The organism is Moorena sp. SIO3H5, from assembly GCF_010692395.1.
GTDB lineage: Bacteria > Cyanobacteriota > Cyanobacteriia > Cyanobacteriales > Coleofasciculaceae > Moorena.
In genome coordinates this window covers 1-1,050 of record NZ_JAAHHS010000817.1, presented here as the reverse complement: position 1 = coordinate 1,050, position 1,050 = coordinate 1, and the positions used below count along the sequence as shown (strand labels likewise).

1 protein-coding gene is annotated in these 1,050 nt (G+C 32.3%); it reads right to left on the bottom strand.

Features of this window, described 5'->3' with window-relative positions; all coding sequences use genetic code 11:
- Positions 1 to 94: 94 nt before the first annotated feature.
- Positions 95 to 965 (bottom strand): IS630 family transposase gene (locus F6K52_RS36735; protein ID WP_293090218.1). Its coding sequence is split into 2 segments (ribosomal slippage): positions 95 to 658 and positions 660 to 965, totalling 870 coding nucleotides; the frame shifts between segments, so codons are not numbered across the junction.
- Positions 966 to 1,050 lie beyond the last annotated feature (85 nt).

The following is a 1,050-nucleotide window of genomic DNA, read 5'->3' as shown; positions in this document are numbered from 1 at the left end:
TTCCACCTTCCTCCTTCATACTTCAATCTTCTACCTTACACCTTACCGAAATAATTAATAATTAAACAATTAAATATAGCAATCGAAGCAAAGGTTAGGACGTTAACTTAACAGCATAATCAACTCTATCTCGAAAATTTTCTATTGTTCCTTCTGACTTTCTGACTCGGTTTTTAATTGGAAACCAATAATGTTCTATTTCATTTAAGTCAGGAGAATATGGTGGTAAATATTCAAGTTCACAATTCACTGATTCTATTAATTCTCTAACTTTTTGGGATTTATGAAAACTTGCATTGTCTAATATTACTAATTGTCCTGTTTTTAATTGTGGCAACAATTTTTCTCCCAACCATTTTTCAAAAACTACACGGTTACAAGAGCCTTCAAATGTTAATGGAGCAACTAATTTTCCTTCACACAAACCACTTATAATACTTACCCTTAGACTTCTTTTTCCTGACTTTAAATCGTAATATCTTTTTCCCAATTCATTCCATCCATAACCATAATCTTCTCTATTATCCATACCTGATTCATCTATATACACCAGCTGTTCCGGTCTTTTATCGCGAATTTTGGCCAGAAATTTTTTTCTTTTGTCTTCATCTCTTTCTCTGTAACCGTAAGTTTTTTTTTCTTGTATAACCAATTTTTTTTAAGGCTTTACTTATAGTGCGATCGCTTACCTTATCTGGCCATTCCTCAGCCATTTCTTTTTGAGTTTTACTGCCATTAATCTGGGCAAATTTTCTGAATTGTTCTAAGTCTGGTATTTTGCGATTATATCCTTTTTGATAACCTGTTTTTGCTTTTATATCCCCAGTTTCTCTTCTTCTATGTAACCAAGTATTGATGGTATTACGACTAATCTTAAATATAGAACTATTTAAAGTTTTACTCATCCCACCATCAATGGCCTTAATAACTTTTTGTCTTAAGTCATAGCTATAAGGAGAAGGCATAATCTTTCCTAGATAATTTTTCTCTATTATGTCCTAATCTTTGCTTCGACTGCTATAATACCAATTATAGGGCTACGGGCTAGGA